General features: G+C 59.4%; 27 protein-coding genes and 1 riboswitch. Of the genes, 14 read left to right on the top strand and 13 right to left on the bottom strand.

Going from position 1 to position 25,177, the window contains the following annotated elements; all coding sequences use genetic code 11:
* Window positions 1-32 precede the first annotated feature (32 nt).
* The 10 genes from trmB to miaB all read right to left on the bottom strand — a co-directional run bounded on the left by trmB (window position 33) and on the right by miaB (window position 9,381).
* Window positions 33-764 carry a tRNA (guanosine(46)-N7)-methyltransferase TrmB gene (gene trmB / locus FOY56_RS20915; protein ID WP_146348103.1) on the bottom strand — a complete coding sequence of 244 codons (732 nt, stop codon included), beginning with the start codon at window positions 762-764 and terminating at the stop codon, window positions 33-35.
* A gap of 66 nt (window positions 765-830) precedes the next feature.
* Complete coding sequence (locus FOY56_RS20910) at window positions 831-1,469, bottom strand: COG3904 family protein (protein ID WP_246139553.1); 639 nt, start codon at window positions 1,467-1,469, stop codon at window positions 831-833.
* Between the two features lie 101 nt (window positions 1,470-1,570).
* The gene (gene metK / locus FOY56_RS20905; RefSeq protein ID WP_146348102.1) at window positions 1,571-2,752 is read right to left on the bottom strand and encodes a methionine adenosyltransferase; all 1,182 of its coding nucleotides are present in this window, start codon (window positions 2,750-2,752) and stop codon (window positions 1,571-1,573) included.
* 6 nt (window positions 2,753-2,758) lie between these two features.
* A riboswitch (SAM-SAH riboswitch) is annotated at window positions 2,759-2,807 on the bottom strand.
* A gap of 32 nt (window positions 2,808-2,839) precedes the next feature.
* Window positions 2,840-4,342 carry an apolipoprotein N-acyltransferase gene (lnt, locus tag FOY56_RS20900; protein ID WP_146348101.1) on the bottom strand — a complete coding sequence of 501 codons (1,503 nt, stop codon included), beginning with the start codon at window positions 4,340-4,342 and terminating at the stop codon, window positions 2,840-2,842.
* A complete protein-coding gene (locus FOY56_RS20895; RefSeq protein WP_146348100.1) occupies window positions 4,339-5,229 on the bottom strand; it encodes a hemolysin family protein in 891 nt (296 codons plus the stop codon). The genes lnt and FOY56_RS20895 overlap by 4 nt, the downstream gene beginning before the upstream one ends.
* Before the next feature lie 34 nt (window positions 5,230-5,263).
* Window positions 5,264-5,770: an rRNA maturation RNase YbeY gene (gene ybeY, locus FOY56_RS20890; RefSeq protein WP_146348099.1), complete on the bottom strand. Its 507-nt coding sequence runs from the start codon at window positions 5,768-5,770 to the stop codon at window positions 5,264-5,266.
* A 21-nt stretch (window positions 5,771-5,791) separates the two neighbouring features.
* Window positions 5,792-6,799: a PhoH family protein gene (locus FOY56_RS20885; protein WP_146348098.1), complete on the bottom strand. Its 1,008-nt coding sequence runs from the start codon at window positions 6,797-6,799 to the stop codon at window positions 5,792-5,794.
* 141 nt (window positions 6,800-6,940) lie between these two features.
* The gene (locus FOY56_RS20880) at window positions 6,941-7,234 is read right to left on the bottom strand and encodes a hypothetical protein (protein ID WP_146348097.1); all 294 of its coding nucleotides are present in this window, start codon (window positions 7,232-7,234) and stop codon (window positions 6,941-6,943) included.
* Window positions 7,235-7,245: 11 nt separating this feature from the next.
* Complete coding sequence (locus tag FOY56_RS20875) at window positions 7,246-7,794, bottom strand: OmpA family protein (protein WP_146348096.1); 549 nt, start codon at window positions 7,792-7,794, stop codon at window positions 7,246-7,248.
* A 261-nt stretch (window positions 7,795-8,055) separates the two neighbouring features.
* Window positions 8,056-9,381, bottom strand: coding sequence for a tRNA (N6-isopentenyl adenosine(37)-C2)-methylthiotransferase MiaB (gene miaB, locus FOY56_RS20870; RefSeq protein WP_146348095.1), 1,326 nt, complete (start codon window positions 9,379-9,381; stop codon window positions 8,056-8,058).
* Window positions 9,382-9,504: 123 nt separating this feature from the next.
* Here miaB and FOY56_RS20865 point away from each other — a divergent pair, with 123 nt between their 5' ends.
* Window positions 9,505-10,374, top strand: coding sequence for a hypothetical protein (locus FOY56_RS20865; RefSeq protein WP_146348094.1), 870 nt, complete (start codon window positions 9,505-9,507; stop codon window positions 10,372-10,374).
* A 20-nt stretch (window positions 10,375-10,394) separates the two neighbouring features.
* Here the strand turns inward: FOY56_RS20865 and FOY56_RS20860 are convergent, their stop codons facing one another.
* Both FOY56_RS20860 and irrA read right to left on the bottom strand, forming a co-directional pair.
* Window positions 10,395-11,186: a phytanoyl-CoA dioxygenase family protein gene (locus FOY56_RS20860; protein ID WP_146348093.1), complete on the bottom strand. Its 792-nt coding sequence runs from the start codon at window positions 11,184-11,186 to the stop codon at window positions 10,395-10,397.
* 57 nt (window positions 11,187-11,243) lie between these two features.
* Entirely contained in the window at window positions 11,244-11,663 is a 420-nt protein-coding gene (gene irrA / locus FOY56_RS20855) for an iron response transcriptional regulator IrrA (protein WP_146348092.1), read from the bottom strand.
* Window positions 11,664-11,851: 188 nt separating this feature from the next.
* On the opposite strand from irrA, the gene fabA reads away from it, so the two are divergent.
* The 4 genes from fabA to FOY56_RS20835 all read left to right on the top strand — a co-directional run bounded on the left by fabA (window position 11,852) and on the right by FOY56_RS20835 (window position 14,802).
* Entirely contained in the window at window positions 11,852-12,361 is a 510-nt protein-coding gene (fabA, locus tag FOY56_RS20850; RefSeq protein WP_146348091.1) for a bifunctional 3-hydroxydecanoyl-ACP dehydratase/trans-2-decenoyl-ACP isomerase, read from the top strand.
* A 24-nt stretch (window positions 12,362-12,385) separates the two neighbouring features.
* Complete coding sequence (fabB, locus tag FOY56_RS20845) at window positions 12,386-13,615, top strand: beta-ketoacyl-ACP synthase I (RefSeq protein WP_146348090.1); 1,230 nt, start codon at window positions 12,386-12,388, stop codon at window positions 13,613-13,615.
* 8 nt (window positions 13,616-13,623) lie between these two features.
* Entirely contained in the window at window positions 13,624-14,415 is a 792-nt protein-coding gene (locus tag FOY56_RS20840) for an enoyl-ACP reductase FabI (RefSeq protein WP_146348089.1), read from the top strand.
* Window positions 14,416-14,478: 63 nt separating this feature from the next.
* Window positions 14,479-14,802, top strand: a complete 324-nt coding sequence (locus FOY56_RS20835; protein WP_146348088.1) for a hypothetical protein — start codon at window positions 14,479-14,481, stop codon at window positions 14,800-14,802.
* 57 nt (window positions 14,803-14,859) lie between these two features.
* Here FOY56_RS20835 and FOY56_RS20830 read toward each other — a convergent pair whose 3' ends face one another.
* Complete coding sequence (locus tag FOY56_RS20830) at window positions 14,860-15,291, bottom strand: FKBP-type peptidyl-prolyl cis-trans isomerase (RefSeq protein ID WP_146348087.1); 432 nt, start codon at window positions 15,289-15,291, stop codon at window positions 14,860-14,862.
* A gap of 151 nt (window positions 15,292-15,442) precedes the next feature.
* On the opposite strand from FOY56_RS20830, the gene FOY56_RS20825 reads away from it, so the two are divergent.
* From FOY56_RS20825 to FOY56_RS20785, 9 genes are all read left to right on the top strand, one after another.
* On the top strand, window positions 15,443-16,129 hold the full coding sequence (locus FOY56_RS20825; RefSeq protein WP_146348086.1) for a haloacid dehalogenase type II: 687 nt from the start codon (window positions 15,443-15,445) through the stop codon (window positions 16,127-16,129).
* A complete protein-coding gene (locus FOY56_RS20820) occupies window positions 16,129-16,968 on the top strand; it encodes an alpha/beta fold hydrolase (RefSeq protein ID WP_146348085.1) in 840 nt (279 codons plus the stop codon). The genes FOY56_RS20825 and FOY56_RS20820 overlap by 1 nt, the downstream gene beginning before the upstream one ends.
* Complete coding sequence (locus tag FOY56_RS20815; protein WP_146348084.1) at window positions 16,955-17,932, top strand: threonine ammonia-lyase; 978 nt, start codon at window positions 16,955-16,957, stop codon at window positions 17,930-17,932. The genes FOY56_RS20820 and FOY56_RS20815 overlap by 14 nt, the downstream gene beginning before the upstream one ends.
* Window positions 17,933-17,936: 4 nt before the next feature.
* Window positions 17,937-19,127, top strand: a complete 1,191-nt coding sequence (locus tag FOY56_RS20810) for an endonuclease/exonuclease/phosphatase family protein (protein WP_146348083.1) — start codon at window positions 17,937-17,939, stop codon at window positions 19,125-19,127.
* Between the two features lie 62 nt (window positions 19,128-19,189).
* Complete coding sequence (gene pcaD, locus FOY56_RS20805) at window positions 19,190-19,978, top strand: 3-oxoadipate enol-lactonase (RefSeq protein ID WP_146348082.1); 789 nt, start codon at window positions 19,190-19,192, stop codon at window positions 19,976-19,978.
* A gap of 21 nt (window positions 19,979-19,999) precedes the next feature.
* Complete coding sequence (locus FOY56_RS20800) at window positions 20,000-21,343, top strand: class-II fumarase/aspartase family protein (protein ID WP_146348081.1); 1,344 nt, start codon at window positions 20,000-20,002, stop codon at window positions 21,341-21,343.
* Window positions 21,344-21,413: 70 nt separating this feature from the next.
* Entirely contained in the window at window positions 21,414-22,616 is a 1,203-nt protein-coding gene (locus FOY56_RS20795; RefSeq protein WP_146348080.1) for a TCR/Tet family MFS transporter, read from the top strand.
* 87 nt (window positions 22,617-22,703) lie between these two features.
* Window positions 22,704-23,795, top strand: coding sequence for a zinc-binding dehydrogenase (locus FOY56_RS20790; RefSeq protein WP_146348079.1), 1,092 nt, complete (start codon window positions 22,704-22,706; stop codon window positions 23,793-23,795).
* A 43-nt stretch (window positions 23,796-23,838) separates the two neighbouring features.
* The gene (locus FOY56_RS20785) at window positions 23,839-25,071 is read left to right on the top strand and encodes a mandelate racemase/muconate lactonizing enzyme family protein (protein WP_146348078.1); all 1,233 of its coding nucleotides are present in this window, start codon (window positions 23,839-23,841) and stop codon (window positions 25,069-25,071) included.
* Window positions 25,072-25,177 lie beyond the last annotated feature (106 nt).

Genomic DNA, 25,177 nt, shown 5'->3' with positions numbered 1-25,177 from the left:
ATGACCCAATTATGCGTTCATTTCCCGATTTCTCAAAGCCGTCTGAATGTCAGGTAGTGTTGGGGCCGTCCTTCACGGATTGCCTTTTGCTCGTACCGGGTCGAAATCCAGTCATCCCAAGGCTCTCGCCAGTCAGACGGGCGTTCGGCCAGCCATTCAAAACCGGCTTTTGGCACTTCTTCCAGCGTCTGGCGCACATAATCCTTGATGTCGGTCGCGACGCGGAAAATGGCTCCGGGCTGCAAGACCTCTGCCAACGGTTCCAGATGCTCTTGCGTCACGAACCGGCGACGATGGTGGCGTTTCTTTGGCCACGGGTCAGGATACAGCAGAAACGCGCGCGAAATGGATTGGGCAGGCAGCACATCGAACAGATCGCGCGCATCGCCGGGGTGCACCGCAAGGTTCTGAACGCCGGATGCCCGGATTTTGCCCAGCAGCATGGCAACACCGTTGATATAGGGTTCGGCCCCGATGATGCCGATGTCGGGATTGCGCGCCGCCTGATGCACCAGGTGCTCACCTCCGCCAAAGCCAATCTCAAGCCAGACAGGTTTTCCACCAAATCTCTCATTCAGGTCCAGTTTCGTACGATCCGGGTTCACATCCCAGTCGACGGCACCGGGCGACAACGCCGCGAGATCCTCTTTCATATAGGTCTGCTGATTGGGCTTCAGTTTCTTGCCCTTGAACCGGCCATAGAAATTCCGCCACGGCGCGCCAGAAGCGTGCTGATCGTTGGTGTCTTGTGGATCGTCGGACATGTTCAAAAGGCCATCAGTTGCAAGGGTGTCCGTGTGCCGCAAGGGCCGCGAGGCGTCAACCCTGGGTCATTCCCGAAGAACACCGGCGCGAGTCAGTTCCAGCCGACTGGGGAACCATTCATCTGCATTCAGCACGCCTTTGGTTTTGATGGCAAACACAGGATCGACACCGCGTTCGATCAGGTACATCAGTTCGGTGTGCATTTCCGATTGCGTGTCTTCGTACACCCAGGATGCAAAATCGAACGGTGTGTTCCAGCCGCTGTCGTCGCTCCATCGCGTGTAGTACGATTCCATTGCGTCAGCAGGCCATTGCCTTTGATGAAACCCGATCTTTGAGCCCAGCAGCATCCGCCGCGAGGTCCCCCCCAGAAAAATTGTTACGCATGAACTGCTGCATTCGCCGGACACCAGCGTATCCAATTCAAAATCGATGACGATCCGCGCCATTTCATTCCCGGCAAAAACGCTGCCACCCGAGCTGTTCAGTTCAAGTTGCGTGATCTGCGGATTGCCGCGCAAAAGCTTGAGCAAGCGATCGACGTCCGTGTTGGTGATTTCGGCTTCATCCCCTTCGATCGTGATCTCGGTATCATAGATCAGCGTCGTGTCATCGATCTGGAATTTGCTGGTGCCATCCATTTCCAAAGCCAGTACAGGGCTGGCAAAGGCACAGATCAGAATGGCGAAAAGGCAAGGACGCATGGCGGCTCCGGTGGTTTGGTCTTTGACGCCAGTTTATTGCCTGTACCGAAAATGGAAAGGGCGGCCCCTGGGCCGCCCGTTACCGAACAAATGCATCTGGATCAGACTGCGTTTTTCAACGCTTCTACCAGATCCGTTTTTTCCCAGCTGAACCCGCCATCGGCATCGGGCTCACGACCGAAATGGCCATAAGCTGCCGTGCGTTCATAGATCGGTTTGTTCAGTTGCAGACGCGTGCGGATGCCGCGGGGCGACAGATCCATGACTTGGGCGATTGCCGCTTCGATGGCTGCCGGTTCAACTTCACCGGTGCCATGCGTGTCGGCATAAACCGACAAAGGCTGACTGACACCAATGGCATAGCTGAGCTGGATTGTGCAGCGATCTGCCATGCCTGCGGCCACAACATTCTTCGCCAGATAGCGCGCGGCATAAGCGGCCGAACGGTCAACCTTGGTCGGGTCTTTGCCCGAGAACGCACCGCCGCCATGCGGGGCCGCACCGCCATAGGTGTCGACAATGATCTTGCGCCCGGTCAGGCCAGCATCGCCATCGGGGCCGCCAATGACGAACTTGCCTGTCGGATTGACGTGCCAGACGGTTCCGTCGGTGACCCAGCCTTCGGGCAGAACTTCGCGAATATAGGGTTCGACAATCGCCTGAATGTCAGCGCTGGTCAGTGCCTCGTCCAGATGCTGTGTCGACAGCACGATTGAACTGACACCAACCGGCTTGCCGTTTTCATACAGGACCGACAGCTGCGACTTGGCATCCGGGCCCAGCGCAGGTTCGGTGCCATCTTTGCGGACCTCAGCCAAACGACGCAGGATCGCGTGGCTGTATTGGATCGGGGCCGGCATCAGCGCGTCGGTTTCGGTCGTGGCGTATCCGAACATGATGCCCTGATCGCCCGCGCCTTCGTCCTTGTTGCCTGCCGCATCGACGCCTTGCGCGATATGGGCCGACTGTTCGTGCAACAGGTTGGTGATTTCGACCGTTTCGTGGTGAAACTTGTCCTGCTCGTATCCGATATCCTTGATACAGGCGCGCGTGATGGCGTCGATGCGCCCCATGTAATCTTTCAGCTTGTCCTGATCGGACAGCCCGACCTCACCGCCGATAACAACGCGGTTGGTGGTGGCAAATGTTTCGCAGGCAACGCGGGCTTCGGGTTCTTCAGCCAGGAAGGCGTCAAGGACGGCATCGGAAATGCGGTCACAAACCTTGTCGGGGTGGCCCTCGGAAACGGATTCCGAAGTAAACGTATAGTTCTGACGGGACATGAAAAGTGCTCCAATGTGATTGCCGTGCCACGTCAGGAAGCCGTTGTGGCAGGTTGACATTTCGGATACTTGCCCTGCCCCGGCGGGTCAATGGTTATTCTGGCGCGTGATCCGGGATTGGCTGGCAAGGCCCGCCGCAAGGGCGACCAAAAGCAATAGAAATACAGGCCAGTCGCCGGTGCGCGCATAAAGTGTGGCTGGCAAAGCTTGTGGCAACGGCGCGTCGGCATATCCGGCCGTGCCCAACGGGATCGACTTTGTGATCCGGCCCAAGGGATCAATGACCGCCGAAATGCCGGTGTTTGCCGATCTCAGCATCGGCAGCCCCTGTTCGACCGCGCGCATTCGGGCCTGAACCAGATGCTGATATGGTCCGGAACGGGTGCCAAACCACGCATCATTGGTGATCTGCAACAGATAGTCGGGCCGTTCAGACGCACCGTTCACATCCTGCGGAAACACCGCCTCGTAACAGATCAGCGGGAGTGCCAGTCCGAGCTTGCCCAAATCCAGCACCCGAGGCCCGGGCCCCGCGCTGTATCCGACGTTCCCGGTAGAGGCGAGCCCGAACAGGCCGAACCGGGCGGCAAGACCGGCAAGCGGGATGTATTCGCCAAACGGGACCAGATGATGCTTGTCATATTGCGCCGCCAATTGCCCTTGCGCATCAAGAAACGCGAGCGAGTTATAGGCCTTCGCGCCATCGAACCTTTGGATGCCGAGAACAACCGAAGCCCCATTCGCCGCCTTGGCGATGCGGTCAAATGTTGGCCCTGCGTTTTCGAAAAGCACCGGAACCGCGCTTTCCGGCCAGATGATCAGATCCACGGGCGGTGCAGCCGAGGTATAATCAAGCTGGCGATTGAAGAAGGTCGGGATAAAGTTCGGGTCCCATTTCTGATGCTGTGGGGCATTGGGCTGGATCACCCGCACCACTTGCCCGGTCGTCAGCACCGGTGTCTTGGGTGGGGCAACCGCCACACTTGCAACACTCAGAAGAATGGCAGGGACCAAGCCCATCAGAATGCCCGTGCGCGACCGCGCCACCACCGCCGCGCCCAATGGCAGCGTTGCCAGCAATGTCACCAGCGCCAAACCCTGCGGCCCGATCAGCGCCAACAGCTGAAATGTGGGCGCCCCAGCCCAGATCTGTCCCAGCGCGGCCCAGGGAAATCCGGTCAGGACATAGGCCCGCGCGAATTCAGCCAGCGACCAGAACGCAATCAGAAGAAAGACCTCCCAGATCCAGTTCCGCCCCAGCGCTTTGGCCGCCCAAAAGGCAAAAGCCCAGAACAGCGCCAATCCACCGGCCAGAAAAACCAGCGCAAAAGGTGCCATCCAGGCATGTCGTTCGGGGTCGACCATGAACGGTTCGATGATCCAGATCAGCCCGTGACCGAACCATCCCGTCCCGAATGCCCACCCGATCCACGCTGCCTGCCGGGTATTGGTCGCCGCGACAAACAGAGCCGACAGGACCAAAAGCGCAAGACCGGAAAGCGGCCATAATTCAAGCGGTGCCAACCCACAGGCACCAACAGCCCCGGCCAAAGCGGCGAACGCCACCCGCAACCACGGCGATTGGATCATTCCTCGCTGTCCGGCAACCGGACCCGCAAGCGCTTGATGCGACGTGGATCGGCGTCCATAACTTCAAATTCCGGCCCGTCGGGGTGCAGAACAACCTCGCCCCGTGTCGGAACCCGGCCCGACAGCATAAACACCAGCCCGCCCAATGTGCCGATCTCTTCTTCGTCGACGTCTTCGTGGCTGGTCAGGGATCGGCCAACTTCGGCCTCAAATTCGGGCAGCGGAGCTTTGGCCTGAGCGACATAGACGCCCGGCTTTTCCATCACCCAAAGCTGATCTTCGTCGGTGTCATGCTCGTCTTCGATTTCGCCCACGACCTGTTCGATCAGATCCTCGATCGTCAACAACCCATCGACACCGCCGTATTCGTCGATCACCAGCGCCATGTGGCGGCGCTCGGTCTGCATCTTGGCCAGCAAAACACCAATCGGCATCGAAGGTGGCACGAACAGCAAAGGCCGCATGATCTTTTTCAAATCGAAATCTTTGCGATGATCGCCGTTAAAGCCATAGAGCAACGACAGGTCCTTGAGGTGCGCAAACCCAAGCGGTGTATCAAGCGTGCCCTCATAGACCGGAATCCGGGTCATGCCGCTTTCGCGGAACACCTGCACCAGTTCATCCAGCGAAACCGTGTTCGGGACCGATACGATCTCGGCTGACGGAATGGCCACATCTTCAACCCGCATACGGCGCAGGTTGATCATCCCATGCGCCAAGGCTTCCGGGACAGGGGTGCCATTTTCCTGAGGGGTTTCCGGCGCGTCTTCGGGGCTGAACGCCTCGATGATCCGGCTGAACAAACCCGGTCTTTCACCGGTTTCTAATGTATCGTCCTGAAGCAGCGCGCGTTGCGCTGCGTTAGAACTGTCTTCTGAATCGCCCATTTTCCTACTTGTTTTTACTTGTCCGAAATAACTGTTACGGCGCGTGTTCAACGTTATATGGGTCATCGATACCCAGTTTGCCAAGTATCTCGACCTCAAGTCGTTCCATCGAAGTGGCATCCGCGTCACGGATATGATCATACCCCAGAAGATGCAGCAGCCCATGTACGATCAGATGCGTCACATGATCGTGCATGGATTTGCCCTGTTCTTTGGCTTCTCGCACGCAGGTTTCCCAGGCAATCGCGATGTCGCCCAGCACGATTTCACCGGTGAAATCGGGTTCCGGTTTTGCCGGAACCGCACCGGGGGAGTCTGCCGCCAGATCCTCGGCGGGCCAGCTCAGCACATTGGTCGGGGTCGGCTTGCCACGAAATTCGGCGTTCAGATCCGCGATGCGCGCGTCATCGCAGGCCAACACACTTAGGTCGCACTCATCCGCATCAATACCCTGATGCAGCAGCGCGCCGGTGATTGCCTTGGACGACAGAGCCTCAAAATCAACATCGACCCACCGTTCGTCTTCAATCGATATGTCCATCACCGGGACACGAGCCCGACTTCATGCGCCATCTGCATCATAAGCTTCGATGATGGCCGCCACCAGCGGATGGCGCACCACGTCCTTGGCCGTGAAGTAGTTAAAGCTGACGCCTTTGACCTTTGTCAGCAAACGTTCCGCATCGGCCAACCCCGACGGCACGCCACGCGGCAGATCGATCTGCGTCCGATCCCCCGTGATCACCATGCGCGACCCTTCGCCCAGTCGCGTCAGAAACATCTTCATCTGCATCGTTGTCGCGTTCTGCGCTTCGTCCAGAACCACAAAGGCGTTGGCCAGCGTGCGTCCGCGCATAAAGGCCAGCGGTGCAATTTCGATGTTCTTTTCTTCGATCAGCTTGGCCAGCTGTTTACCCGGCAGGAAGTCGTTCAGCGCGTCATACAACGGCTGCATGTACGGATCGACCTTGTCCTTCATGTCGCCGGGCAGATAGCCCAGTTTTTCGCCCGCTTCGACGGCCGGACGCGACAGAATGATCTTGTCAACATGCCCGCCAAGAAACATCGAAACGCCCACGGCGACTGCAAGATACGTCTTGCCGGTGCCCGCCGGACCGATACCAAAGGCGAGTTCACTTTTGAACAGCGACTGAACATAGGCTTTTTGAGCATCGGTGCGCGGTTCGACCAGCTTCTTACGGGTCTTGATCTCAACCGGGCCACCTTTGAACATCTCAAGCTGGTCGCCCGTTTCCGAAGAGGGATCCGCGCTTGGCCCCATCCGCAGCTCACGATCGATATCGGGCAGTTCGACAGGTTTTCCGGTTTCCAGCCGCGTATACAGCGCCTGCAACACCTCCGACGCCCGCTTTTGAACGGCCTCTTCGCCCATGATGGACAACTGATTGCCTCGGCGGACGATCTGGACTGAGAGTTTCTGTTCGATGACGGCCAGGTTGCGATCATATTCGCCACACAGGTCGATCAACAGCCGATTGTCAGGAAATTCGATAAGCACCTCGTGGGGTGCGGCTTCAACTTGCGGTGGGGTCAGGGCGCCAATGGCCAATCCACTCTCCTCGTCTGACGTTGTGACCTTAGCGTGCCAAGTTCGGGCTTTGCGCGCAAGCTCTGTGACACGGTTTTTCACCAAACTGAAACAAAAAAGGCCGCCCCCGGCAGGGACGGCCAATTCTTGGTCCGATTGTAATCAGATCGCGTCGACGATACCCGATCCTTCCTTGAACGGGCCGGTGGCCACGCCAGGAGGGGCAGCGCCCGAACACACTGGCTTACCTTTGGAATCCAGACGCTGCGACAGATACCCTTCCAGACCATCATCGATGATCCAGTGGTCACACCCCGTCGGATCCACCCAGATGCCCGCCTTGAGCGTGCTCAGATCTTTGCTGTCGATGCCACGATCGACAGTCTTGTCATACTTCTCGCAAGCGGCAAGCCCGCCAATCGCGACAAGGAGAACAATACCTTTGACGATTTTCATGTCCTGTCTCCTCAGTTCACGCAGATGATTTCGACACGGCGATTCTGCGCCATGTTGGCTGCACTGGTGTTGGGCACCCGTGGGTTCCGTTCACCATAGCCGCGAATCTCGACGATTGTTGCCCCAGTGGAGCGGCCAACCTTGGCCACCGAATTCGCGCGATTTTCGGACAGGCGCAGATTGTACGCGTCCGAAGCCCGGCTGTCGGTATGCCCGGTGATGATATAGCCACGTGCGTTGGTTTCGCGAAAAAACTGCATCAGGCGTTCTTTGCCAGCCGAACTGATCGAATACCGATCCGTTGCAAAGAACTGATCCGTCGGCATCGTACCGCACAAGCTCCCCCGGCGGCAGACCGGGGTGCCATCGCGGCGTACATGAGGCGTCATGTAGCCTTCGGCGCCATCATCCATAACCCAATGTTCGCACCCGTCCGGATCGACCCAGATGGTTGGAACATAACGTTCTCCAATAACTGTCTTCTGTCCACTGGACTGCGCCGAGGCAGGCTCTGCGGCCATCCAAACCAATGCCGCAACGGCCATCAGCACAGCAGCCATGCGTCTTATCTTGAAATCGATCACCGTCGTTATCCTTTACCCAGTTCCCCCGAAAGTAGCAGCCCACCGGGAACAGGTGGGAGCCCCCCACTTCATAATGAGAGTAAACTATTAAAATGTCAGCGTTTAGGGAAGAAAAAACCACCATATATTGTGCCACAGTTTGCGACACTCACTAAAAAAATGTCAGATTGTCGCAACTTTGGAAATGACCGGACCACCTGCGCACACTCATTGGTAGAACGGCGCAGTTGTGGAGACTCACTTGAGAATTACACCGGCCAGTGAATTCGTGACCGACTCGACAATGCGGACCCGGGCGATTTCGCCAATCTCCTTGCCCGCATCCCGGACATGCACCGAGTGCAGATAATCGGACTTGCCGACCATTTGGCCATCGATGCGCCCCGGCTTTTCGAACAACACGCTGACGTCCCGTCCGACCATAGCATCCTGAATGGCACGCTGCTGGCGCGTAATCAGGGCTTGCAGACGCTGCAATCGCTCGGACGATTCGGCCTCATCGACCTGCGCCCGTTCCGCCGCCGGGGTGCCGGGGCGGGTCGAATACTTGAACGAATAGGCATAGCCATAGTTAACCTCTTCGACCAAATCCAAAGTGGCTTGGAAATCGGCTTCTGTCTCTTCGGGGAATCCGACAATGAAATCGCCCGACAACAGGATGTCAGGCCGGGCCGCGCGAATACGTTCGATCACGCGCAGATAGCTTTCGGCCGTGTGCGACCGGTTCATGCGTTTCAGAATCTTGTCCGACCCGGACTGCACCGGCAGATGCAGATACGGCATCAGTTTGGCGCATGCGCCGTGCGCTTCGATCAGATCATCGGTCATGTCGTTGGGGTGCGAGGTGGTGAAGCGGATCCGTTCCAACCCGTCGACCTTGTCCAGGGCCCAAATCAGTTGCGCCAGCGACCAGTCGCTGCCATCCGCTCCGGCCCCGTGATAGGCGTTGACGTTCTGACCCAGCAGCGTGATTTCCCGCACACCGCGTTCAACCAGATCGCGCGCCTCGGTCAGAATCCGGTCAACGGGCCGGCTGACCTCGGCCCCGCGCGTATAGGGCACGACGCAGAAGGCGCAGAACTTGTCACAGCCTTCCTGCACGGTCAGAAACGCGGTCGGTCCGCGTTTCGCCTTGGGGCGGCTCTTCAACTTTTCGAATTTGTCTTCTTCCGGAAAATCGGTATCCAGCGCCTTTTCACCAGTGCGCGTTTTGGCCTCAAGCTCGGGCAGGCGATGATAGCTTTGCGGGCCGACGACCAGATCGACCAAAGGCTGGCGGCGCATGATTTCTTCGCCCTCGGCCTGTGCAACGCAGCCGGCAACACCGATCTTCAGATCCGGTTTTTCGGCCTTCAGCCCCTTGAACCGGCCAAGTTCTGAATAGACCTTTTCGGCCGCTTTTTCGCGGATATGGCAGGTGTTCAACAGGATCATGTCCGCATCATCTGCGGTTTTGGTTTCAACATACCCCTGCCCGCCCAGCGCCTCGGCCATGCGTTCACTGTCATAGACGTTCATCTGGCAGCCATAGGTCTTGATAAATAGCTTTTTGGGCGCAGTCATCGGATCAACCTTCGGGTTGGGGATCGGCAGCGTGCTTTAGAGTGTTTGGCGACGCCTTGCAATGCACGCGCAATTAACCGACTTTGGGGCAAAACGCCAGAAACACGGTGCAGCAGGCAAGCCATGGACTATTCTTCACTGAACGATTTCCTGAAACATGGTAGCGACGCGCTGGCCAAAGGGCCGGTCGCGCTGGTTTTTGTCGAGGACGACACCGAAGTGTCGACAACGCTGCGCCATTACATGACTTGCGGTTTTCCGGTCGTCGTGGCGCTGATGCCAGATGCCTTTGCCCTGCCCCAAGACGTCGCCGCACAAGTGCACCGGGTGCCGTTCAACTGCGGCCCCGAAGGTGCCGTCGTCGATGCCATCAATCAGGTGATCGAAGCCGCACCGGGGATCTGGTTTTATTACTGCTACAACGCCGAATACCTGTTCTATCCCTTCTGCGAAAGCCGCACGGTGGGCGAAATGCTGGCCTTTCATACAGAAGAACGGCGCAGCGCGATGCTGACTTACGTGATCGACCTGTACGCCGATGATCTGGACAAATGCCCCGACGCCGTGTCGCTGGACAGTGCGCATCTGGACCGGTCCGGATATTACGCTCTGGCCCGCAACGACCCGGAAAACAACAATCACCCGAAAGAGCGTCAGCTGAATTTCTTCGGCGGTTTGCGTTGGCGGTATGAAGAACATATCCCCAGCACCAGTCGCAAGATCGACCGTATTGCGCTGTTCAAATCCGCGCCGGGGCTGAAAATACGGGCCGATCACACGTTCAACGACGAAGAATACAACACCTATGCCTGCCCCTGGCACCACAACCTGACGGCGGCGATCTGTTCGTTCCGCACCGCCAAGGCGCTAAAGCGCAATCCGGGATCAACGTTTGATATCCACACGTTCCGCTGGCACAACTCGACCCCGTTCGAGTGGCATTCACGCCAGTTGCTGGATCTGGGATTGATGGAACCGGGGCAGTGGTTTTAAGCCTCAGTTAAAGGCCTTCATTACCGCAAGACTGGAAACCAGTCTTCGCGCAGCATTTGCCCGGCCGCCATGTCATGGTCAGGAAACGGCGGCGACGTGCGCCCCGGCCGTTCAACATAGCGCGCGTCATCCCCGATCAACCGCAGCGAAAACGCGCGGCGGCGGGCGTCTGACGTGTTACCGCGCGCGCCGTGCAGTGTGCGAAAATTGAACGCCAAGGCATCGCCGGGTTCCATGTCGAACTCGACAACGCGCAGACCTTCTTTGTCCGGATCGGGGATCGCCATGTATTGGCCTTCATCCGGAAAGAACCCCTCTTCGCTGACCCAGCGGGTCGGCAGCACTTCTTTTTCCCAACGGTGAGACCCCGCCACACAGCGCAACGTTGCCTCGCGTACCGGGTCCAGAGGCGACCAGAAGCTGACGTTTTGCTGCCCCTCGACAAAGTAATACGGCCCGTCCTGATGCCAGGGCGTCGCCATCGAGGTTCCGGGTTCCTTGACCAGCACATGGTCGTGGAACATCTGAACCCGGTCCGAGCGCATCAGATCGCCCGCAACGTCGGCCACGTCCGGATCATGCACGACCTCCTGAAACTCTGGAATCCGGGTCCAGTTGCAATAATCGTCAAAGAAACGCCCGGTTTCCCCGCTTTTCTGGTTTTCCGAGGCATAAGGCCCGGGATCGGCCATGTTGCGTTCGATGCCACGGCGCAAGGCCTCGACATGGTGCGCGAACAGTCCACGCACCAGCACAACGCCATCACGCTGATAGGTTTCGATGTCGCTGGATGAAATCAGTGGATTGGTCATCGTCATGCTCCCGCGCCGGTCTACCGGGCGGACACAATCAGACTTGCGTGCGCAAGGTCAAGCCTTGGGGCGTAGACGGATCACAACGTCGACCGACGCGATCTCCATGCCTTCGGGGGCCTCGGGCAAGCGGTTGATCACCAGTTCTTCGGAGGGCGCATCGCTGACACGACCGGCACCTTCCCAATAGAAATGCGGGTGGTCATGCGTATTCGTATCGAAATAGCTTTTGGTGCCGTCAACAGTGATCTCTTGCAGCACCCCGGCATCACAGAACGCGCGTAATGTGTTGTACACAGTGGCCAGCGACACCGCAGCGCCCCGATCCTTGGCTGCGTCAAACAGACTTTCAGCTGTGACGTGCCGATGCTTACCGTCCCCGACCAGCAGTTCAGCAAGCGACACACGCTGGCGAGTCGGGCGCAAACCGGCGCGGGCCAGCCAATCCGAGGCGTTTTTTGTGGTGTCAGGTTTCATTCGCGTATCCCGCTTGGCTCGCTAGGTTATATATAAAGCGCTCAGAGTGGTAATTTCAATTGAATTTCATGCGCACGCGAACCTGTTGCGCGGATGCACCCGCAAACGCGCTGCCCTTGCAGGACCCGGCGGGCCGATGATAGACCCGCCCAGTAACAAAGGTTTCGATAAGCAGGAGATGCGGCAGCATGGCTCAATATCCCAGCAGCTTTGACAAAGAGGCACTGCTGAAGTGCGCACAGGGGGATCTGTTCGGCCCGGGGAATGCGCAGTTGCCGGCCCCACCCATGCTGATGATGGACCGCATCACCGAGGTGAGCGCAGATGGCGGAGCCCATGGCAAAGGCCATATCCGCGCTGAATTCGATATCACACCCGACCTGTGGTTCTTTGAATGTCATTTTCCCGGCAACCCGATCATGCCCGGCTGCCTTGGTCTGGATGGGCTGTGGCAGCTGACCGGTTTCAACCTGGGTTGGCGCGGATGGCCCGGGCGCGGCATGGCCGTGGGTGTGGGGGAAGTCAAACTGAAGGGCATGGTGCGGCCTGACCGTAAGATGCTGACCTACAAAATTGATTTCAGGAAAGCGATGCAGACACGCCGTCTGACCATGGGTGTCGCGGACGGCATTGTAGAAGCTGATGGCGACGTTATCTACGAAGTCAAGGACATGAGAGTTGTGCTCAGCGAAGGCTGACCGCTGATTATTTAGGAGAGCGCCATGAGGCGAGTCGTCGTCACCGGTCTGGGAGTCGTTTCCTCGATTGGCAACACCGCGGAAGAGGTTCTTGCATCGCTGAAGTCCGGAACGTCCGGAATTGAGGCCAGTGCCGAGATGGTCGAACACGGCTTTCGCAGCCAGATCGCAGGCACGCTGAATATCGATGTGAAAGATCACGTCGAAAAACGCACGCTGCGGTTCATGGGACCGGGCGCCGCTTATGCGCATATCGCGATGCAGCAGGCGATTGCTGATTCCGGGCTTGAGGAAAGCGACGTGGTGAACCCCCGCACCGGGCTGGTGGCCGGATCGGGCGGGCCGTCGACCAGTGCCATGCTGGCGGCGCATCAGACGGTGCTGAAAACCGGCGCAACCAAGCGGATCGGTCCCTTTGCGGTACCCAAGGCGATGTGTTCGACCGTGTCGGCCAACCTGTCGACCGCGTTCAAGATCAAGGGCATCAACTATTCGATCACCTCGGCCTGTTCGACCTCGCTGCATTGCATCGGCAATGCGGCCGAGCAGATCATGATGGGCAAGCAGGATGTGATGTTTGCTGGCGGCGGCGAAGAGCTTGACTGGACGCTATCCTGTCTGTTCGACGCGATGGGCGCGATGTCTTCCAAGTTCAACGATGATCCAACCAAGGCCAGCCGCGCATTTGACGCGGATCGCGACGGGTTCGTGATTTCGGGCGGCGGTGGCATCGTTGTTCTGGAAGAACTGGAACACGCCAAGGCGCGTGGAGCCAAGATCTATGCCGAAGTCACGGGATATGCCGCAACATCGGACGGTCACGACATGGTCGCCCCATCAGGCGAAGGCGGTGAACGCGCGATGCGTCTTGCCCTGTCGACCCTGCCCGAAGGCCGCAAGGTCAGCTATATCAACGCGCATGGCACCTCGACACCGGTCGGCGATGTAGGCGAAGTTGAAGCGGTGCGCCGGGTGTTCGGTCAGGGCACTACCCCGCCGATCAGTTCGACCAAATCGATGACAGGTCACGCCCAAGGGGCAGCAGGCGCGTTGGAGGCGATCTTTTGCCTGCTGATGCTGGACAATGATTTCATCACGCCATCGATTAATGTGGACACGCTGGACCCTGAACTGGATCCGGCCGAGATCGCGACCGAAACCGTGCTGAATGCCGGTCTCGACAGCGTCATGACCAACAGCTTCGGCTTTGGTGGCACCAACGGATCCATGATCCTTTCCAAATACAACGGGTAATGCACAAGATGTCAGACCTTCTCAAAGGCAAACGCGGGCTGATCATGGGTGTCGCCAATGATCGCTCCATCGCGTGGGGCATCGCCAAGGCCATGCACGAAGCCGGGGCCGAACTGGCCTTTTCCTATCAGGGCGAAGCCTTCGGCAAGCGCCTGAAACCGTTGGCGGAATCAGTCGGATCCGACTTCATGGTGGACATGGATGTGACCGACGATGCGTCTCTGGACGTGGGTTTTGGCGAGCTGCAGAAACGTTGGCCAACCATCGATTTTCTGGTCCACGCCATCGCTTTTTCGGACAAATCCGAACTGACGGGTCGTATCCTTGATACCTCGCGGGCGAACTTCAAAAACTCGATGGATATCAGTGCCTTTTCCTTCATCGACGTCGCGCGCCGCGCCTATCCGATGATGAAAGAAAATGGCGGAACGCTGATGACCATGACCTATCAGGGGTCGAACCGGGTTGTGCCCAATTACAACGTCATGGGCGTTGCCAAGGCCGCGCTGGAATCGGCGACGCGGTATCTGGCTGCCGATCTGGGTCCGGATGGGATTCGGGTCAACGCGATCTCGCCCGGTCCGATGAAAACACTAGCCGGGGCGGCCATCGGCGGGGCGCGCAAGACGTACAAGTTCACCGATCAGAACACGCCTTTGGGCAGCAATGCGACACTGGAAGCCGTTGGTGGAACCGCTGTTTATCTGGCGTCGGATGCAGGCGCCTTCACATCGGGCGAAATCATCCGAGTCGATGGCGGGTATCACGTTCTGGGCATGCCCAAGCAGGAAAACCTGTAAGTTATCGTCAAGTTTTCACAGACTTGCCCTGCACACGCCACAGTTGTGGGGCAAGTTTGCATCATGGCATATGATGACACCCAACTTCGAGAAGCAATGATCCACGCGAACCGCCGCAAGCGGCGGTTGCGTTTCGTGATCCTTGTCTGTTTTGGCCTGCTCGGCTCGATGATGTCGGCGGTCTTGTTGTCCGATCCGCGCGTGGCCGCTCAGGTCGAAGCGATGGCGACAAGTCTGGGTGAGCGCCTGTCCGGGGAAGAGACTGCCGCATCCTCCGAACAGGATCCAGTCGCTGCGCCGGAAGCCACCGGCGGCAAGCCTGCCGTGCGCTATATGCCGACCAGCCGCATCCCGGTGCGACGCGCTGCCGGAGATATACCGGGCTGAGGGCATGTCCCGCAGACCACCTGCAAGACAAGCCGATTTCAAAGCATATTCAATGTCTTAGGGGTTAATTGCAACCAGCTCTATGGCGAAGAACAGGTCCTGCCCGGCCAACGGATGATTGGCATCCAGCGTCACGGTTGCCTCGTCGACTTCGACAATCACAACCGGAAGCACCTGACCGTCGGGGCCTTGCATCTGCAGTTGCGTGCCGAGTTCGAGCGGGATGTCGTCGGGGATACCTTCGCGCGGAATCGCCTGACGCGCTTCGGGGTTGATCGGGCCATAGGCGTCGGTACAGGCAACTTCGACGGTCTTCTTATCGCCAACAACCATGCCGGGGATTGCGGTGTCGAGACCCGGGATAATCTGGCCCGAGCCGACCTCAAACGCAAGCGGATCACGCCCGTCGGAAGAATCGAATGTCGTGCCGTCGCGCAGCGTGCCTGTATAGTGCAGATGCACGTTATCGCCGTTTTGTACCTGGGTCATAAAGGCTCCGTTCCGTTTTGTACAAAGTTGAGCGGCGCACCCTAGAGCCCCTGACGACGATGTAAACCCGGTGTTGGCCAGACCGCCGATGCATGTCCCCTTCCCCCCCGTCACACCTTGTGCAACTGTGCCCCGAATTCAGGAGGATCCCATGGCAATCACGACTTGCGTATTTGATGCGTATGGCACGCTGTTCGACGTCACTGCCGCTGCCCGGCAAGCCGCTGGCGAACCCGCGTTTCCAGCGCTGAAAGACAAGTGGATGGATGTCGCGACACAGTGGCGGCTGAAGCAATTGCAATACACATGGCTGCGCGCAGTGGTCGATGCCCATGCCGATTTCTGGGACGTCACCCAAAACGGTCTGGACTGGGCGCTTGAGTCGACCGGTCTGGATGGGGATGCTGCCCTGCGCCAGCGTCTGCTGGATCTCTATTGGGAACTGGCAGCTTACCCTGAGGTGCCTGCAATGCTGACTGCGCTGAAGGCTGCCGGGTACAACACCGCAATCCTGTCGAACGGGTCGCCCGCCATGCTGGACGGGGCTGTGCAATCGGCCGGGGTTGGCGATGTGCTGGATGATGTGCTGTCGGTGGAAAGCGTCGGGGTCTTCAAGCCCGATGCGCGGGTCTATGACCTTGTCGGGCAGCGGTTCCACTGCGCCACGGACGAAGTTCTGTTCGTGTCGTCCAATGGGTGGGACGCTGGATGCGCCACCGGGTACGGGTTTCAAACCGCCTGGGTGAATCGCGCGGGTGAACCGCTTGACCGTTTGCCGTGGACTCCGGCCCATGTCCTGTCTGACCTCACAACAATCCCTGATCTTGCAGGTGCCTGATGAGCTTTTTCACGACCTCGGACAATCATCGCATTCATTTTGAGGACACCGGCAGCGGCCAGCCGCTGTTGTGTCTGGCGGGTCTAACCCGGAATGGTCGTGATTTTTCATTCCTTGCGCCGCATGTCACCGATCTGCGCTTGATCAAAATGGATTATCGGGGGCGCGGACAGTCGGATTATGTCGGTGATTACATGACCTACAACGTCCTGCGCGAAAGTCAGGACGTGATTGAACTGCTGGACCATCTGGAACTGCCGCAGGTCACGGTTCTGGGCACCTCGCGTGGCGGATTGAATGCCATGGTCATGGCGGCCAATCACCCCGGGCGTCTGTCCGGCGTCATTCTGAACGATATCGGCCCCGAGGTCAGCCCGCAGGGCATTGAGCGGATCATGGAGTATGTCGGAAAGAAACCGGCGGCCCGCACCTATGACGAAGCGGCTGCTGCGATGAAGCACGCGATGGGGCATGAGTTTCCTGGTGTGTCGATCGATATCTGGCGCAAACAGGTTGAGTTTCAGTACGCCGAAACCCCGGACGGGCTGGATTTGCGCTATGATGCAAAGCTGCACACGGCGCTGGTGGAACAGGCCGCATCCGGCCCTGCGCCGGATCTGTGGCCTTTGTTCGACGCGTTGAAGCCGGTTCCGGTGGGGGTTCTGCGCGGGGCCAATTCGGACATTCTGACCCGTGAGACGTTGGACGACATGGCCGGTCGCCATCCCGACCTGATCTGGACCGAGGTGCCGGATCGCGGCCATGTGCCATTTCTGGATGAACCCGAGTCGCTGACCCTGATCCACAAGATATTGGAGCGCACACGTGAGCACGTATGAGATGATCAAGGCCGCCGCAGAGCGGCTGGACGGCCATGCACGGCGCACCCCGCTTCTCGGCTCTCCGTTCATCGACGAGATCGCCGGGCGGCGCGTGATGGTCAAGGCCGAATGCCTGCAACATACCGGCAGCTTCAAGTTTCGAGGTGGTTGGGCGGCGTTGTCGGCGATGGATGACGCCACGCGCAAACGCGGCGTGCTGGCCTATTCCAGCGGCAACCACGCACAGGGCGTGGCCCATGCGGCCACGTTGCACGGTGCGCCTTCGGTCATTGTGATGCCATCAGATGCGCCACAGCTGAAGATCGAGAACACCCGCGCGCTGGGGGCCGAGGTTGTGCTGTACGACCGGGCCAGCGAACCGCGCGAAGAGATCGGGGCGCGGCTGGCCAAGGAACGCAGCCTGACATTGATCAAACCCTATGATGAACCGCAGGTCATTGCCGGTCAGGGCACCTGTGGTCTGGAGATCGCCGAACAGGCGCGCGAAGTCGGAATTGAACAGGGCGACGTTTTGGTCAACTGCGGCGGCGGTGGCCTGACGGCCGGGATTGCTCTGGCGCTTGAGGTCGATGCGCCCGGGTTGCGGGTGCGCCCCTGCGAGCCCGAAGGGTTTGACGATACAGCGCGTTCGCTGGTTTCGGGGCGGATCGAGCACAACGACCGGATGTCAGGGTCGATCTGCGATGCAATCCTGACACCGGCACCGGGTGAAAAGACCTTTCCGATTTTGAAACGCCTGTGCGGCCCCGGTATCGTGGTGAGCGAGGACGAAGCCTTGCGGGCCATGGCGCTGGCGTTCCTGCGGTTGAAAATCGTGCTGGAACCCGGCGGTGCCGTGTCGCTGGCCGCCGCGCTGTTTCACGGTGATCAGATCGACGCGCAGGAGGTCGTTGTTGTGGCCACCGGTGGCAATGTCGATCCGGACCTGTTTGCCCGGGCTTTGGCGACGCTGAAGGACTAGGCGCATGACCCGCTTCACCATCGCGACGTTCAACGTCAAGAACCTGATCGGACCAGATAAAGAGTTCTATAAGTTCCTAAAATACACGCCCGAAGAATACGCCTGGAAGCTGGACTGGATGGCCGATCAGGTGCTGTCGCTGGACGCCGATATCGTCGGGTTTCAGGAGATCTTTGAAGAAGACGCGTTGCGCGATGTCATCACCGAAGCAGATCGTCGCGGTGAGGCATCGAATGCGGCGAGCGTGCCGGGCCCGTCGAAACGCTATCACCGCAAGGCGATTTTCCGCAAACTGGAATACACGCCCTACGGCGATTCCGCCTTGGCTTTTGCGCCTAACGCGTCGGATGGTGGCCCCGGTAAACGCAGGCCCGGGCTGGCCATCGTGTCGCGCTTTGGGTTTGCCGAACCGCCTGTCGTCATTCAGGACCTGGACGAGCCGCTGACCATCCCGATGTCGGCGCTGGGGGGGGAAGCAGGTGCAGGGCAATACACGTTGCGCCGCCTGTCGCGCCCGATCCAGATGGCGCGCATTCCGGTCGGGAACATGGTGATCAGCGTGTTCAACTGCCATCTGAAATCCAAGCTGGGCGAATACATCCGGCCTGACGGGGCGGCGTTCGCCCGCGAGGCCGTTTTGACATCTTATGATCCGGTGGGACGGGCGATGGGATCACTGCGATCCGCCCTGCGCCGCATGGCCGAGGCCTGGGTGTTGCGCAAGCTGATCGTGGCCGAGCTGGACAAGGGCCGCCCCGTTATGATGCTGGGCGATTTCAACGATGGCGAACATGCGGTCAGCAATGAGATCATCAGCGGCGAGATGCCGTTTCGCAACTATTCCTGGATGTTGCGGCACGATGCCAAATCTCCCTCAGATCGGTATTCGGAAGAAGAGAACAAACAAATCACCGAAGCCGTCGACCGGGTGCGCCTGCGGGCGGCCGAGAAAATGTTCGTGCGCAAATCGCTGCGCGACATGGTCTATACGGCGGCGTTTGGGGGTGTGTATGAAAGCATCGACCAGATCTATATGTCGCGCCATTTTGACGAAACCTATGAAAAGGCACTCGGCGAGATGGAGTATTTCAGCGTGTTCAACGACCACCTGACGGATGGCAGCCATGCGGAGGCTCCGTATAACAAGCTGGCGTCGGACCACGGTCAGATCATGGCGCATATGCGGATCGGCTGATCCGGGCGCAACCGAGAATTTTCGTCGAAAATTCTTGGCCCCTCACAAACGGAGGAGACAAAATGCAGATCGCGGATTTGGGTGATGTACAGTTGCATTACGATGTCAGCGGCGATGCCGATGGCGCGCCTGTGGTATTCTCGAACTCATTGAACACGGATTTACGGCTGTGGAATGGTGTTTTGGCGCGCCTGCCCAAGGGGCTGAAGATCATCCGGTACGATATGCGCGGGCACGGGCTGTCGTCTGCGCCCGCCGCGCCCTATTCGATGGGTACGCTGGTGCGGGATGTCGAACGGTTGATGGACCTGCTTGAGGTGCGCGATGCGGTGTTCGTCGGGCTGTCGGTTGGCGGCATGATCGGTCAGGGGCTGGCCGTAAAACGCCTGGATCTGGTGCGGGGTTTGGTGTTGTCCAACACCGGAGCCAAGATCGGGACGCCGGAAATGTGGGCTGACCGCATTGCGACGGTGAAAGAACATGGGCTTGGCGCGCTGACGGATTCGACCATGGAGCGCTGGTTCGGCAAGGCGTTTCGCGAAAGCCCCGAGGTCACCCTGTGGCGCAACATGTTCAGTCGCCAACCGGTCGAGGGGTATCTGGGTTGCGCGGCTGCGATTTCGGGCACGGATTTTTATACGCCGACCAGTGGATTGCGTCTGCCCGCTTTGGGCATTGCCGGATCCGAAGACGGCTCGACCCCGCCCGATCTGGTCCGCGAAACGGTTGCATTGATCCCCGGGTCGCAGTTTGAACTGATCCGCAAAGCCGGGCATTTACCATGCGTCGATCAGCCCGATGCCTATGCCGATATCCTGACCCGGTTCCTGCGCGACATCGGACATATCTGACTTTTCCGAAAGGCACATCCCATGGCCGGTTCCGTTTTTGACAGCGCCTTGTTTTCCCGCCTGTTCCCCACCGCTGACGTGGGTCGGTTGTTCACCGACGCGGCCGAAATTCGCGCCATGTTGTTGGTCGAAGGCGTTCTGGCCCGCACGCAGGGTGACATGGGTTTGATCCCGCAAGACAGCGCGCAGGCGATCACCCGGGCTGCAATGGAAATCCAGCTGGATCCCGGCGCGTTGGCGCAACCGACGGGGCAGAACGGGGTGAGCGTACCCGGGTTGGTGGCCGCGTTTCGCACAGAGATGCAGGCACCGGAACACGCGCAATATGTGCATTGGGGGGCGACGTCACAGGATATCATCGACACCGGGCTGATGCTGCGTCTGCGGCAGGCTTTGACGCTGATGGAGGCCGATCTGGCGCATGTGCTTGACCGGCTGGCCAATCTGGCGGACGACCATGCCGAGCTGCCGATGCCCGCCCGGACCTTTGGGCAGCACGCGACGGTCACAAGTTTCGGCGCGGTGGCGGCCAGTTGGGGCGCGCCGTTGCTGGATCTTTTGCGCGAGATGCCCGGCTTGCGGGACAGATCGCTTTTTGTGTCCCTGTCCGGGGCTGCTGGAACCGCGTCGGAACTTGGGCCGGATGCCCCCGACGTGCGGGCGGCTTTGGCCAAGGGACTGGGACTGAACGACCCCAAGCGCAGTTGGCACACCGATCGCGGGGCGGTTTTGCGGCTGACCGGATGGATGACCCGCGTGACGGTTGCCTTGGGGAAGCTAGGCGAAGATGCAGTTCAGATGGTGCAGACCGGGATTGGGGAAATCGATCCGGGGGGAGTTGGGTCATCCTCGACCATGCCGCAAAAGCAGAACCCGATTGCCCCGTCGACTCTGGTGGCACTGGCGCGGCAGTCGGTGGGGCTGAATGCGGTGCTGCAGGGGGCCGCGATGCCGCGAAATCAGCGCGACGGGGCGGCGTGGTTTACCGAATGGATGTGCCTGCCGCAGATTGTGTTGGGCACAGCGTCGGCGTTGACCATTGCACGCGACTATTGCACGGCACTTGAACCGCGCGGTGGGGTTATGGCCGCGGCTTTGGTCGATGGTCTGGGGTTGATTCATGCCGAGGCGCTGAGCTTTGCGATGACCGATCATATGCCACGCCCCGAGGCCCAGGCGGCGGTGAAGGCCCTGTGCCGCGAGGCGTTTGAGACCGATGCATCGCTTGAAACTCTGGTCAAACGCGACTGGCCCGGTCTGGACACGGCCTGTCTTTTCACGCCTGCGCGTCAATTGGGACAGGCCCCGGCCGAAGCCCGCGCCTTTGCCGCAGCGGTTCGAACGCAACGGCAATCTCAGACTTAGGCTTTCGCCCTTTCATGTGAACGGTGGTCCCGCTAGCGTGCAGCGATTCACTAGACGCGTGCCCGTGACGATGAAAAAATCTCTGCCGATCGTGTTCATTCTGATCACTGTTATGCTGGATGCGATGGGCATCGGGCTGATCCTGCCGATCATGCCGGACCTGATCCGCGAGGTTCAGGGCGGATCGCTGGCCAATGCGGCGCTGTGGGGCGGGGTATTGGCCTCGGCCTTTGCGGTGATGCAATTCCTGTTCAGCCCGGTTGTCGGCAATCTGTCGGACCGGTTCGGGCGGCGACCGGTGATGTTGGTGTCCTTGTTCGCGATGGCCATCGATTACCTGATCATGGCGTTTGCCGGATCAATCTGGCTGTTGCTGGTGGGCCGCATTTTGGGCGGGATCACGGCGGCAACCCATTCGACGGCCAATGCGTATATGGCCGACATTTCGAAACCCGAAGAGAAAGCTGCGAACTTTGGTCTTATCGGGGCGGCTTTTGGGTTGGGGTTTGTATTGGGCCCGATGATCGGCGGGATGCTGGGCACGCTGGGCACCCGCGCGCCGTTCTATGCGGCGGCGGCGTTGTCGATGCTGAACTTTCTGCTGGGCGCGATGGTTCTGAAAGAGACCGTCACAGATGCGATCCGCCGCCCCTTTACCTGGACCCGCGCCAACCCGTTGGGGGCGTTTCGCGCGGTGTCGCGTCTGCCCGGGATCAGCCGACTGTTGTGGGTCTATTTCATCTATTCCGTGGCGCTGTACGTTTATCCGGCGATCTGGGCCTATTTCACGCAGGAAAGCTTTGGCTGGTCGCCGCAAATGATCGGTATATCGCTGGGCCTGTTCGGGATCACCGCCGCTTTGGTGCAGGCGGTTCTGATCCGGCTTGTCTTGCGCTGGTGGGGCGAGCGGAACACGGTGATCTTTGGCCTAGGCTTTGACTTTGTTACCTTTGGGCTATTGGCTGTGGTCCGAAACGGCATGCTGGCGCTGGTGCTGACCCCGATTGCCGCGTTGGGCGCCGTCGTGTCGCCTGCGTTGCAGGGGATCATGTCAAAAGCGGTGCCCGATAATGCGCAGGGCGAGCTTCAGGGGGTGCTGGGCAGCGTGCATGCCTTGTCGATGGTGGTGTCGCCGATGCTGATGACGTCAGTTTTTGCCGTTTTTGCACAACGAGAGTCGTCTTTTTACTTGCCGGGCGCCCCGTTTATCCTGTCGATGGTTCTGCTGGCTGTGGGGCTGGTGTTGTTCATGCGCAAGCCCCTTTCCGAATAGCGAAATTACCAACCGCAGAGCGGACATAAGACTTGCATTCCTGAAAGCTCGCAGTGCAACTGGAGCGCAGGATTTTGGGAGATAGAGATGCAGAAGATCAAAGCCGCCGTATGCCACGAATTCGGAGCCCCTCTGGTTGTCGAGGAGATCCTTATTGATAAGCCGGGTTTTGGCCAGGTCGAGGTGACGCTGAACGCCGTGGCGATTTGCCATTCTGACATTTCGTTTGCAGAAGGCGCATGGGGCGGGTTCTTGCCTGCGGTCTATGGCCATGAGGCTGCTGGTGTTGTGACGGGCGTTGGCGCCGGTGCGGGGGGCTTTGCCGAGGGCGATACCGTTGTCGTGACCCTGATCCGCGCCTGTGGCAGCTGCCCCAGTTGTGCGTCGGGCAAGCCGACGATCTGCGAAACGCCGATCAATGGCACCAAGGGGCCAATCCAGACCGCCGATGGCGGGCCGATCGAACAGGCGATGGCCTGTGGTGCCTTTGCCGAAAAGGTCGTGGTTGATCACAGCCAGATCGTCAAGATCCCTGCGGATATGTCGATGGAGGCCGCTTGCCTGTTGTCCTGCGGTGTGATCACCGGTGTTGGGGCCGCGGTGAACGCGGGCGGATTGCGTCCGGGTCAGGACGTGGTTGTCATTGGCGCGGGCGGTGTTGGCCTAAACGCGATTCAGGGGGCCAGGATTGCCGGAGCCCGCCGTATCGTTGCCGTCGACCTGAGCGAGGAAAAGCTGGAGGTCGCCAAGGAATTTGGTGCGACCCATGGGGTTCTGGGGTCTCTGGATGCGCCATGGAAGGCGTCTTACAAAGCACTGGGCCGGCGCGGGGCCGATCTGGTTCTGGTCACGGTCGGCGCGATCCCGGCCTATGAACAAGCCCCCCGCTATCTGGGGCGCGGAGGTCGTGTGATCATGATTGGCATGCCGCATTCCGGCGCGATGGCCAGCTATGAGCCCGTCATGATGGCGGCGGTCGGACAAGGCATGATCGGATCAAAAATGGGCGACGTGGTGATCCAGCGGGACATCCCGTGGATGATCGACCTGTACCAGCAGGGCCGCCTGAAGCTGGACGAGCTGATCTCGGGACGTTGGTCGCTGGATCAGATCAACGAGGCGATAGTCGACACCAAATCTGGCAGCGCCAAGCGCAATGTGATTCTGTTCGACCGGTAAAACCCGGTCGGGTGCCGCCTTTTGCATGACAGGAATTCGCCCCATGAAGCTTCAGGACCTCGACATTATCGTGACGGCCCCACCGGCGCCGGGTTGGGGCGGCCGGTACTGGATACTGGTCAAGGTGACGACCGATACCGGGATCACCGGCTGGGGCGAATGCTATGCCTCGTCCGTCGGGCCGGAGGCGATGACGCATGTCATTCGCGACGTGTTCGAACGCCACATGCAGGGCGAAAACCCGGAGAACATCGAACTGATGTTTCGCCGGGCCTATTCCAGCGGGTTCACCCAACGCCCTGACCTGACGGTGATGGGCGCGTTTTCGGGGCTTGAGATCGCCTGTTGGGATATTCTGGGCAAAGATCGTGACCGGCCCGTCTGGGCTTTGCTGGGCGGCAAGATGAACGAGCGGATCAGGGCCTATACCTATCTTTACCCCCTGCCCCATCACGACATGGCAAAATTCTGGACCTCGGCCGAGCTGGCTGCAGATACGGCTGCCGAAATGGTCCGGCAGGGCTATACGGCGGTAAAGTTCGACCCCGCAGGCCCGTATACGTTGCGCGGCGGGCATATGCCGGCGATGTCGGACATTGCGACGTCGGTCGATTTCTGCCGCCAAATCCGCAAGGCCGTCGGAACACGGGCGGACCTGCTGTTTGGCACGCATGGGCAATTTACCACTGCGGGCGCGATCCGGCTGGGCCAGGCGTTGGAAGAGTTTTCTCCACTTTGGTACGAAGAGCCGATCCCGCCCGATAACTATGACGAGATGGCCAAGGTCGCGCAGGCCGTACGCATCCCGCTGGCCACCGGCGAGCGATTGACCACCAAGGCCGAGTTTGGGGCCGTATTACGCGCAGGCGCGGCGACCATCCTGCAACCGGCTTTGGGACGTGCGGGCGGCATCTGGGAGATGAAAAAGGTCGCGGCGATGGCCGAGGCCTTTAATGCACAGATGGCGCCGCATCTTTATGCCGGACCTATTGAATGGGCCGCCAATATCCACCTTGCGGTGTCGATCCCGAACATCCTGATGGCGGAATCGATTGAAACCCCGTTCCACGATGCGTTGATCAAAGGGACGATCCGGGTCGACAACGGGTTCATTCCTGCACCCGAAGCTCCGGGCCTTGGAATCGAGGTCGATGAAGAGCTTGCACGCGCGAATCCGTTCACCGGAGGCGGTCTGCACTTAGAAATGCAGGAAAAAAGTTGCGATTATGTGCACGGGAACGCATTTCAGGGTGGTGCACCCATCTCAAAGGGGTGACTTGAACTGATCTTTTGATACATTATCTTGAGTGAGCAAAAAACAAACTGTGAACACGCTGTGACGATCGAAGCTATCGAAAAGACCATGCCTGAAACGCCGACCG

This window comes from Falsiphaeobacter marinintestinus (assembly GCF_007923355.1).
Classification (GTDB): domain Bacteria; phylum Pseudomonadota; class Alphaproteobacteria; order Rhodobacterales; family Rhodobacteraceae; genus Phaeobacter_A; species Phaeobacter_A marinintestinus.
Note: the sequence above shows the minus strand (reverse complement) of the source record. Positions and strands in the feature narration are given on the sequence as shown.

Coding starts and splice junctions, on each gene's coding strand:
- FOY56_RS20825 (WP_146348086.1), top strand. CDS start 15,443: ATGGCAATCACGACTTGCGTATTTGATGCGTATGGCACGCTGTTCGAC.
- FOY56_RS20785 (WP_146348078.1), top strand. CDS start 23,839: ATGAAGCTTCAGGACCTCGACATTATCGTGACGGCCCCACCGGCGCCG.
- FOY56_RS20910 (WP_246139553.1), bottom strand. CDS start 1,469: ATGCGTCCTTGCCTTTTCGCCATTCTGATCTGTGCCTTTGCCAGCCCT.
- FOY56_RS20895 (WP_146348100.1), bottom strand. CDS start 5,229: ATGGGCGATTCAGAAGACAGTTCTAACGCAGCGCAACGCGCGCTGCTT.
- FOY56_RS20865 (WP_146348094.1), top strand. CDS start 9,505: ATGGACTATTCTTCACTGAACGATTTCCTGAAACATGGTAGCGACGCG.
- FOY56_RS20830 (WP_146348087.1), bottom strand. CDS start 15,291: ATGACCCAGGTACAAAACGGCGATAACGTGCATCTGCACTATACAGGC.
- ybeY (WP_146348099.1), bottom strand. CDS start 5,770: ATGGACATATCGATTGAAGACGAACGGTGGGTCGATGTTGATTTTGAG.
- FOY56_RS20880 (WP_146348097.1), bottom strand. CDS start 7,234: ATGAAAATCGTCAAAGGTATTGTTCTCCTTGTCGCGATTGGCGGGCTT.
- pcaD (WP_146348082.1), top strand. CDS start 19,190: ATGCAGATCGCGGATTTGGGTGATGTACAGTTGCATTACGATGTCAGC.
- FOY56_RS20875 (WP_146348096.1), bottom strand. CDS start 7,794: ATGGCTGCTGTGCTGATGGCCGTTGCGGCATTGGTTTGGATGGCCGCA.
- lnt (WP_146348101.1), bottom strand. CDS start 4,342: ATGATCCAATCGCCGTGGTTGCGGGTGGCGTTCGCCGCTTTGGCCGGG.
- FOY56_RS20800 (WP_146348081.1), top strand. CDS start 20,000: ATGGCCGGTTCCGTTTTTGACAGCGCCTTGTTTTCCCGCCTGTTCCCC.
- fabB (WP_146348090.1), top strand. CDS start 12,386: ATGAGGCGAGTCGTCGTCACCGGTCTGGGAGTCGTTTCCTCGATTGGC.
- irrA (WP_146348092.1), bottom strand. CDS start 11,663: ATGAAACCTGACACCACAAAAAACGCCTCGGATTGGCTGGCCCGCGCC.
- trmB (WP_146348103.1), bottom strand. CDS start 764: ATGTCCGACGATCCACAAGACACCAACGATCAGCACGCTTCTGGCGCG.
- FOY56_RS20810 (WP_146348083.1), top strand. CDS start 17,937: ATGACCCGCTTCACCATCGCGACGTTCAACGTCAAGAACCTGATCGGA.
- FOY56_RS20790 (WP_146348079.1), top strand. CDS start 22,704: ATGCAGAAGATCAAAGCCGCCGTATGCCACGAATTCGGAGCCCCTCTG.
- miaB (WP_146348095.1), bottom strand. CDS start 9,381: ATGACTGCGCCCAAAAAGCTATTTATCAAGACCTATGGCTGCCAGATG.
- FOY56_RS20840 (WP_146348089.1), top strand. CDS start 13,624: ATGTCAGACCTTCTCAAAGGCAAACGCGGGCTGATCATGGGTGTCGCC.
- fabA (WP_146348091.1), top strand. CDS start 11,852: ATGGCTCAATATCCCAGCAGCTTTGACAAAGAGGCACTGCTGAAGTGC.
- metK (WP_146348102.1), bottom strand. CDS start 2,752: ATGTCCCGTCAGAACTATACGTTTACTTCGGAATCCGTTTCCGAGGGC.
- FOY56_RS20860 (WP_146348093.1), bottom strand. CDS start 11,186: ATGACCAATCCACTGATTTCATCCAGCGACATCGAAACCTATCAGCGT.
- FOY56_RS20820 (WP_146348085.1), top strand. CDS start 16,129: ATGAGCTTTTTCACGACCTCGGACAATCATCGCATTCATTTTGAGGAC.
- FOY56_RS20795 (WP_146348080.1), top strand. CDS start 21,414: ATGAAAAAATCTCTGCCGATCGTGTTCATTCTGATCACTGTTATGCTG.
- FOY56_RS20835 (WP_146348088.1), top strand. CDS start 14,479: ATGGCATATGATGACACCCAACTTCGAGAAGCAATGATCCACGCGAAC.